Annotated in this window: 6 protein-coding genes; 5 read left to right on the forward strand and 1 reads right to left on the reverse strand. The window is 73.0% G+C overall.

From position 1 onward, the window contains the following. Together ADY01_RS30080 and ADY01_RS30085 are read left to right on the forward strand one after the other, a co-directional pair. A partial coding sequence (locus tag ADY01_RS30080; RefSeq protein WP_063784412.1) for an arginase family protein occupies positions 1 to 889 on the forward strand: 889 nt, incomplete at its 5' end. A 1-nt stretch (position 890) separates the two neighbouring features. After that, on the forward strand, positions 891 to 2378 hold the full coding sequence (locus ADY01_RS30085) for a sodium:solute symporter family transporter (RefSeq protein WP_063784413.1): 1488 nt from the start codon (positions 891 to 893) through the stop codon (positions 2376 to 2378). Here the strand turns inward: ADY01_RS30085 and ADY01_RS30090 are convergent. Continuing rightward, complete coding sequence (locus ADY01_RS30090; RefSeq protein ID WP_049579776.1) at positions 2345 to 3874, reverse strand: PucR family transcriptional regulator; 1530 nt, start codon at positions 3872 to 3874, stop codon at positions 2345 to 2347. The two genes, ADY01_RS30085 and ADY01_RS30090, sit on opposite strands and share 34 nt — an antisense overlap. 86 nt (positions 3875 to 3960) lie before the next feature. On the opposite strand from ADY01_RS30090, the gene ADY01_RS30095 reads away from it, so the two are divergent. From ADY01_RS30095 to rocD, 3 genes are all read left to right on the forward strand, one after another. Further along, on the forward strand, positions 3961 to 4485 hold the full coding sequence (locus tag ADY01_RS30095; protein WP_049579779.1) for an Lrp/AsnC family transcriptional regulator: 525 nt from the start codon (positions 3961 to 3963) through the stop codon (positions 4483 to 4485). An 84-nt stretch (positions 4486 to 4569) separates the two neighbouring features. After that, positions 4570 to 5400 (forward strand): dimethylargininase, encoded by an 831-nt coding sequence (ddaH, locus tag ADY01_RS30100; RefSeq protein ID WP_049579781.1) that lies wholly within the window; start codon positions 4570 to 4572, stop codon positions 5398 to 5400. Next, a complete protein-coding gene (gene rocD / locus ADY01_RS30105; RefSeq protein ID WP_049579783.1) occupies positions 5397 to 6653 on the forward strand; it encodes an ornithine--oxo-acid transaminase in 1257 nt (418 codons plus the stop codon). Before ddaH ends, rocD begins: the two co-directional genes overlap by 4 nt. Positions 6654 to 7280: the final 627 nt, after the last annotated feature.

Raw genomic sequence — 7280 nt, forward strand, 5'->3', positions numbered from 1 at the left:
CCGCTACAGCCTGCTGGGCGCGCCCTTCGACGGCGCCGCCACGCTCGGCTGGCCCGGCAGCCGCTATGCCCCCGCCAGGATCCGGCAGGCGATGAGCTGGATCCTCCAGCGGCGGGAGGGCGGCCGGATCTACTGCCTCGACCACGCCGCCCTCCACCCCTTCCCCGACGACCTCCTGAGCGACGCGGGGGATGTGCGCACCGTGGCCCACGACCTGGAGGCCACGCTCGACGCCGCCGCCCAGGCCGTCGGGGACGCCCTCGCCGAGGGCCGCACGCCGGTGCTGCTGGGCGGCGACGACTCGCTGCTCTTCCCCGCCGCCCGCGGCCTGGCCGAGGCGGGCGAGGGCACCGTGGCCGTCGTCCACCTCGACGCCCACCTCGACCTGCTGGACCGCAACGAGCAGCAGGGCACCCACAGCCACTCCTCCGGGATGCGCCGGGCCTCGGAACTGCCGGGCGTCGATGTCGCCGCCTCCGTGCAACTGGCCTCGCGCCACTTCAACTTCCCCTCCTCGCTCGCCTACCGTGCCGAGCGCGGCCTGCGGAACATCCCGGCCGCCGAGATCCACCGCCGCGGCGCCGATCCGGTCGCCGACGACGTGATCGCGCACATCGCCTCGGCCGACCGGGTGCTGCTCGCGTTCGACATCGACAGCGTCGACCCGGCGCACGCCCCGGGCGCCGGGGCGCACGAGCCCGGTGGACTGACGTCCTTCCAGGCCATCCAGCTGGTCCAGCGCCTCGCCCCCCACGTGGATGCGATGGTGTTGACGGAGGTCAACCCGCTGACCGACGTCAACGACAGGACCGCCAACCTGGCCGCCTACCTGGTGGCGCACCTGGTGGTCCACGGCGGCGCGGGCGCCCCGAACCCCGGAGGATCCTGACATGGCGGACAAGATCGTCATCCTGCTCTATCTGCTGGTCATGATCGTGGCCGGGTACTTCGGCATGCGCCGCAGCCGCACCTCGGAGGACTTCGCGATCGCCGGGCGCCGGCTCGGCCCGTTCATGTACACCTCGGCCATGTCCACCGTGGTGCTCGGCGCCGCCTCGACCGTCGGCGGGGTGAGCCTCGGCTACCAGTACGGCGTCTCCGGCATGGTCCTCGTGCTCGCCCTCGCCCTCGGGATCGCCGCGATCGGCGTCTTCTTCGCGGGCAAGCTGTTCCGCAGCGGCGTCTACACCGTGCCCGACGCGATGAGCCGCCGCTTCGGCTCGGGATCCCGCGTGCTCAGCTCGGCCATCGTCGTCTTCTACACGCTCATGGTCGGCGTCGGCCAGATCATCGCCATCGGCGCCGTCCTCACCGTGGTCTTCGACATCTCACCGACCACGGCCGCGTTCATCGGCTGGGCCACGATCATGCTCTACAGCGTCGCGGGCGGCATGTGGTCGATCACGCTCACCGATGTGGTCCAGTTCATGGTCAAAACGGTCGGCATCCTCTTCCTGATGCTCCCGCTGGCGATCAACGAGGCGGGCGGCCTGTCCACCATGCGCGACGAGCTGCCGGGCGACTTCTTCTCGCCCACCGGCATCGGACTCGGCACCATCGGCGCCTACTTCCTGCTCTTCTTCTTCGGCTTCATGATCGACCAGGGCAACTGGCAGCGGCTGCTCACCGCCAGGTCCGAGCGCGTGGCCCGCTGGGGCGCCGTCGCGTCCGGCGCCTACTGCGCCCTCTACGGCCTGGCCGGCGCGCTGATCGGCGCCGCCTCCCGCGTCCTGCTGCCCTCGCTGGAGAACCCGGACGACGCCTACGCCGGCGTCGCCTCGATCGTTCTCCCGGTCGGACTGTTCGGCCTGGTCATGGCCGCCGCGCTCGCCGCGTCGATGTCCACCGCGAGCGGCCTGCTGATCGGCGCCTCCACGGTGCTGACCAACGACGTGCTGCGCCCGATCGGCGGCGCCAGGCTCTCGGGGGTGAACGCGGGCAGGATCGCGCTGTTCGCCGTCGGCCTGGTGGCGCTCGGCTTCTCGTTCGCCCTGGACTCGGTGGTGGGCGCGGTCACGGTCGCGGCCGACGTGCTGGCCGCCGCGCTGCTGGTGCCGGTGATCGGCGCGATGTTCTGGAAACGGTCCACGACCGCCGGCGCGATCGCCGGCGTGCTGGCGGGGACGGCCGTCTGCGCCGTGTTCATGGTGGTCTCCGGGCTCTACGCGAACGAGCCGGTCAGCTACGGCATGCTCGCCTGCCTGATCACCTTCGTCGCCGTCTCCCTGGCCACCAGGCCGGACCCGGAGACCGGGCACCTCGACTTCGAGGACCTGCCGGGACCCGGCGCCGCCGGACCGCCGCCCCCCGTCGCCCAGGCCGGCCCGGCGGCGGACCGCGCCGCTCAGCCGCCGGCCCCGTCCCCGCGGAGGGCATGAGCCTGGAGCGCCAGCGCCAGTTCGAGACGGACATACGAGGAGTCCAGGTCCCGGCCGAGCACCTCCCGCACCACCTCCAGGCGGTGGTGCAGGGTGTGCCGGTGCACGCCCAGCTCGGCCGAGGCCCTGGCCACCGACCCGTTGTTGTCGAGGAACGCGGCCACCGTCGCCACCAGCGGCATGCCGCGCTCGGCCCCGGCCCGGCTCAGCGGGTCGATCAGCCGGCGCACCAGCACGTCCGGCACCGAGCGCTCCGCCGAGGCGAGCAGCAGGTCGACCACGCCCAGGTCCCCCACGCGGGTGATCTCCCTGCCCTCCCGCGCGCCGATCACGAGGGCCTGCCGGGCCTGCCGCACGCCCTCGGCCAGCTCCGCCGCCCCCACCCGGCCGCTCACGCCCACCTGGGCACACCGCCCGCGCAGCAGCGCGATCACCCGCTCCGGATCGCCGGTCAGCAGCACGCTCTCCCCGTCCTCCTCGCCCTCGCCGTCCCCCTCGCCGTCCACCCCGGGGCCCGCGGCCAGGACCGGCAGGTCCCGTTCGGCGAGGAAACCGTGCGGATCGCCGCCCCAGTCCACCGCGCGCGCCACCAGGACCGTGACCGCCTCCGGCGGAACGCCCCAGGCCGCCAGCAGCCGCCGCGCCGCCTCCGGGTCCGCGCCCGGCCGCAGCGCCTGCGCCACCGCGTCCGCGCCGGAGCGCCTGGCCTGCGCCGCGGCGGCCCTGCGCTGTTCCCACTCATAGGTGACCAGCGAGGCCGCCGCCGCGACGACGCTGTGCTCCGCGGCGGTGAACGCCGCGCGCCGGTGGATCAGCAGATGACCCCGGGGGCCGCCCGCGCCCAGCGGGTGCCCCACCAGGTGGCCGGTCGCGTCCACCACCGACACCGACTGCCCGGACCGTCCGCCGCCGAGCTCACCGGCGGCGACGGCGGCGGCCCCGACGGCACCCTCGGGCGCCACCTCCGTGACCGTGCCCCCCGCGTCCACCACGGCCGCCCACCCGTCGAGCTCCCGCGCGAGCACCCGGACGGCGCCCGGCGCCGCCCCCCGCGCCAGCGCCGCCTCCGTCAGCCGCCTGTGCACCACCAGGGCGCGTTCCAGGGCGGCGCGCTCCTCCCCGGCGATGCGGCGCGCCACCGCCTGGGCCAGCGCGACGAACGGCGTCGCATAGGGCACCACCAGCACCGGGAGCCCGGTCTCCTCACCCGCCGCGGCCACCTCGGGCGGCACCTCGCGGTAGACCAGGTCCACGGCGATGCCCACGCCCGCCGCGCCCGCGTCCGCGAGCCGCCGGGTCATCGCCGCCACGGAGGAGGGCCCGTCGTGGCCGACACCGGTGGTCAGCACCAGGGAGCCCGGTTCGAGCCAGGGCGTGGGGTCGGGCACCTCGCTCGCGTGCACCCAGCTGATCGGCCGGTCGAGCCCGGCCGCACCCGCCGCCACCGACAGGCGGAACTCCCGGCGGGCGACCAGCTCCCGCACGCTCAGCGGCATGCCAGGTCTCCTCCCTGGGCCGGGGCATCAACAATGACAGGCACACTATCCGTCCCGCCTCCCAGCGGATCAAAGGGTTATCAAACATGACAAGTCACCCCACGGCGCTCGACGACCTGGACCGCAAGATCATCGCCGCCCTGGTCGCCAACGCCCGCACGAGCTTCGCCGAGATCGGCGCCGAGATCGGCCTGTCCGCGCCCGCGGTGAAACGGCGCGTGGACCGCATGCGCGAGGCCGAGGTGATCACCGGGTTCACCACGATGGTCAGCCCCTCCGCGCTGGGCTGGGGCACCGAGGCGTATGTGGAGGTCTACTGCGACGGAGCCGCCCCGCCCCGGCGGCTGGCGGAGGTGGTCCGCGACTATCCGGAGATCACCGCGGCCATGACCGTGACCGGCGGCGCCGACGCCCTCCTGCACATCAGGGCCACCGGGATCGCCCATTTCGAGGAGGTGCTCGAACGCATCCGCGCCGAGCCGTTCATCCGCAAGACGATCAGCGTCATCGTGCTCTCCCACCTCCTCTCCGGCAGCCCCGAGGCGGCGGCCGCGAGCCCCGCCACCCCCAGGACTCTCACCAGCCCCACCGACGCAACGAACAGCTTCTGAAGCGCCATATGACGCAACATCGCTGCGCGTACGCGCAATCTTGCTTTCTTGTCTGCCGTCTCCGGCCTTTCTACCGTTATGTGTATGCCTCCCTCACGCGTGCGGCGCCCGCGGCGCTACCTCACCTGTGAACCCCGGTTCTTCGACGTGCGTTACTCCATCAACCCCTGGATGCACGAGGACGCGCCCGTCGACACGGAGCTGGCCCGCCGCCAGTGGGCCACGTTGATCCAGACCTACCGCGACCACGGCCACACCGTGGAGAGCGTGACCCCCGTCCCCGACCTGCCGGACATGGTCTTCGCCGCCAACGCGGGCCTCATCCTGGGCGGCCGTGTCTTCGGCTCCCGGTACGCCGCCCCGCAGCGGCAGCCCGAGTCCGCCGTGTACGCGCTGTGGTTCAAGGACGCGGGGTTCGACGTCCACGAGCCGGAGGCGATCTGCGAGGGCGAGGGCGACCTCGTGCCGGTCGGGCCCCATCTGCTGGCCGGGACCGGGTTCCGCACGCAGGCGGCGGCGCACCAGGAGGCGCAGGAGTTCTTCGGCGTGCCCACGGTCACGCTCCGCCTGGTGGACCCGCTGTTCTACCACCTGGACACCGCGCTGTTCGCGCTGGACGACGGCCAGGACGGCGGCCCGGGGAACGTCGTGTACCACCCCGACGCGTTCTCGCCCGGCAGCCGCGCGGTGCTGGAACGGCTCTACCCGGACGCCGTGCTCGCCACCCGGGAGGACGCCCTGGCCTTCGGCCTGAACTCGGTCTCCGACGGCCGCCACGTCTTCATCGCCTCCCAGGCCGTGGCCCTGGCCGACCGGCTCGCCGACCGCGGATACATTCCCGTCCCCGTCGACCTCTCCGAGCTGCGCAAGGCCGGCGGAGGCATCAAGTGCTGCACCCAGGAGGTCCGGCCATGACCCTTTCGACCGACCGCACCGACCGCACCGGCCGGGCCCCCGCCGCGGGCGCGCGCTCCTCGGCGGAGCTGATCGCCGCGGAGTCCGGCGTCCTCGCGCACAACTACCACCCGCTCCCCGTGGTGATCGCGGGCGCGGAGGGTGTGTGGATGGAGGACGTGGAGGGCCGCCGTTACCTGGACATGCTCGCCGGCTACTCCGCGCTCAACTTCGGCCACCGCCACCCGGCGCTCGTCGAGGCGGCGCACCGCCAGCTCGACGAGCTCACGCTGACCTCGCGGGCCTTCCACAACGACCGGCTCGCGGCCTTCGCCGAGGGGCTGGCCGAGCTGACGGGCCTCGACATGACGCTGCCGATGAACACGGGCGTCGAGGCGGTCGAGAGCGGCATCAAGGTGGCCAGGAAGTGGGCCTACGACGTCAAGGGCGTCGCCCCCGACCGGGCCACGATCGTGGTGGCGGCCGACAACTTCCACGGCCGCACCACCACCGTCGTCGGCTTCTCCACCGACCCGGTGGCCCGGAACGGCTTCGGCCCGTACGCGCCCGGCTTCCGCGTCGTCCCGTTCAACGACCTGGCGGCCATGGAAGCGGCCGTGGACGAGACCACGGCGGCCGTGCTGATCGAGCCCATCCAGGGCGAGGCCGGTGTCCTCATCCCCGACGACGGCTACCTCACCGGCGTGCGCGAGCTGACCCGGCGCGCGGGAGCGCTGTTCATCGCCGACGAGATCCAGTCCGGACTCGGCCGCACCGGCACCACCCTGGCCGTCGACCACGAGTCGGTGCTGCCCGACGTGCTGCTGCTGGGCAAGGCCCTGGGCGGCGGCATCGTCCCGGTCTCGGCCGTCGTCGCCCGCCGCGAGGTGCTGAGCGTCCTGCACCCGGGCCAGCACGGCTCGACCTTCGGCGGCAACCCGCTGGCCGCCGCCGTCGGCGGTGCCGTGATCGGCCTGCTGCGGACCGGCGAGTACCAGCGCCGCGCCGCCGAGCTGGGCGAGGTGCTGCGGGACGGCCTCACGGCGCTCACCGGCCAGGGCGTGGTCGGCTTCCGCAGCCGTGGCCTGTGGGCGGGCGTGGACGTGGACCCGTCGATCGGCACCGGCCGTGAGATCAGCGAGCGGCTGATGCGCGAGGGTGTGCTGGTGAAGGACACGCACGGCTCGACGCTTCGCCTGGCTCCGCCGCTGACCATCACGCGCGGCGAACTGGAGTGGGCCCTGTCCCGCCTGGCCGCCGTCCTGGCCTCCTAGAGGGCGTTGCTTTCGGGGTGGCTGGGGTGGTGGGTGGGGCGGCTTCTACGCCTGGCTTAGGTGGCGCGGGCTTGGCCGGGTGTCTGTTTCGTGCGGATGCACGAGGGAGGCACCTACGGGGGGAGGGTTCGTGGGTGTTCGCCGTCCCGGTGACCGGCCAGTTTGTGGATGGAAGAGGTGGGTGTCCGGACGGGCGCAGCGGATGCGGGTGTTGGAGGGTCGGTCTGTGGGTGGTGGGCTGGGGTGGCGCGCACCCTTCGGGCCTGCTCTGGCCGCACGTATTCGTCGTCATCCGCGCGCCGCCGGGGCTTATGTAGCGGGCCGGTGGGTTCGTTGCCCTTTGGGGCATCGGAGGGCGGGGACTGTTTTGAAACGGCGCACGGTTTGTTTTCAACACTCTGTTTAAAACAAGGTGTGCCTCGTTTCAAAAGAGTCCCCACCTCCAGATGCCCGATGGGGCAGACGACCGCGCACCGCCACCACTGCCCGGTTGGGCAACGAGCCCCACCGGCCCGGCTGGTGACCAACAAGGGCACACAGAGGCGGCAGCAGCTGCGCGCCACCCCAGCCACAGCGAACAGACCGACCCAAGACGAGCGTCATCCGCTGCGCCCGTTCGGACACCCA

This window comes from Streptomyces sp. SBT349, assembly GCF_001083795.1.
Lineage (GTDB): Bacteria > Actinomycetota > Actinomycetes > Streptomycetales > Streptomycetaceae > Streptomyces.

What these genes read in the sequence shown, in the direction of transcription:
- ADY01_RS30085 (WP_063784413.1), top strand. Translation starts at nt 891, where the DNA reads ATGGCGGACAAGATCGTCATCCTGCTCTATCTGCTGGTCATGATCGTG.
- ADY01_RS30090 (WP_049579776.1), bottom strand. Translation starts at nt 3,874, where the DNA reads ATGCCGCTGAGCGTGCGGGAGCTGGTCGCCCGCCGGGAGTTCCGCCTG.
- ADY01_RS30095 (WP_049579779.1), top strand. Translation starts at nt 3,961, where the DNA reads ATGACAAGTCACCCCACGGCGCTCGACGACCTGGACCGCAAGATCATC.
- ddaH (WP_049579781.1), top strand. Translation starts at nt 4,570, where the DNA reads ATGCCTCCCTCACGCGTGCGGCGCCCGCGGCGCTACCTCACCTGTGAA.
- rocD (WP_049579783.1), top strand. Translation starts at nt 5,397, where the DNA reads ATGACCCTTTCGACCGACCGCACCGACCGCACCGGCCGGGCCCCCGCC.